The 812-nt window shown below is 76.0% G+C and carries 1 protein-coding gene; it reads left to right on the top strand.

Features of this window, described 5'->3' with window-relative positions:
• Window positions 1-170: 170 nt before the first annotated feature.
• Window positions 171-812 (top strand): PHP domain-containing protein (locus tag ESO86_RS17860; RefSeq protein WP_129236043.1); only part of this gene is annotated, 642 nt, incomplete at its 3' end.

An 812-nucleotide genomic window follows, 5' to 3' on the forward strand; every position in this document is an offset into this window, starting at 1 on the left:
CGGGCGGCGCCCGTGCGGGCATGGGCGGGGCCGTGGCCGGTCGTGGAGCGCTGGTGGGACGCCGACCGCGCCCGCCGGGTGCACCGGTTCCAGGTGGTCGACCACGACGGCTGCGCGTGGCTGCTGGTCCGCGACGCGGACGGCTGGTGGGCCGAGGCGAGGTACGACTGATGGGCTGGAACAACCCCGAGATCCCGTGGTCCGAGCTCGAGCGTCGGCTCTCCGACCGGCAACGGCCGGGTGACGGATCGGCAGGTCGCTCGAAGGTCCTGGGCGACGGCGGCGACAGCCCGGCCTGGAGCCGGAAGCGGCATCCGTACCGCCCGCCGGGGGCCGGCGAGCCGACGGACGACCGGCCGGCCGGCCCGTCCGTGCCGTACGCCGAGCTGCACGCGCACTCGACGTTCAGCTTCCTCGACGGCGCGTCGGGCCCCGAGAGGCTCGTCGAGGAGGCGCACCGGCTGGGGCTCACGGGGCTCGCGATCACCGACCACGACGGCTTCTACGGCATCGTGCGGTTCGCCGAGGCCGCCGAGGCGTACCCCGAGCTCGAGACCGTGTACGGCGCCGAGCTCTCGTTCGGTCTCAGCGAGCCGCAGATGGGCGCGGCCGACCCCGAGGGCGACCACCTGCTCGTGCTCGCCGCCCGCGAGGAGGGCTACCACCGGCTCGCGTCGGCGATCACCGCGGGCCAGCTCGCGGGCGGCGAGAAGGGCCGACCCGTCTACGAGCTCGACGACCTGGCAGCGCGCGCCGACGGGCACTGGGTCGTCTCCACCGGGTGCCGCAAGGGCGCGGTGCGCCGCGCCCTC

This window comes from Agromyces binzhouensis (assembly GCF_004135055.1).
Classification (GTDB): Bacteria; Actinomycetota; Actinomycetes; order Actinomycetales; family Microbacteriaceae; genus Agromyces; species Agromyces binzhouensis.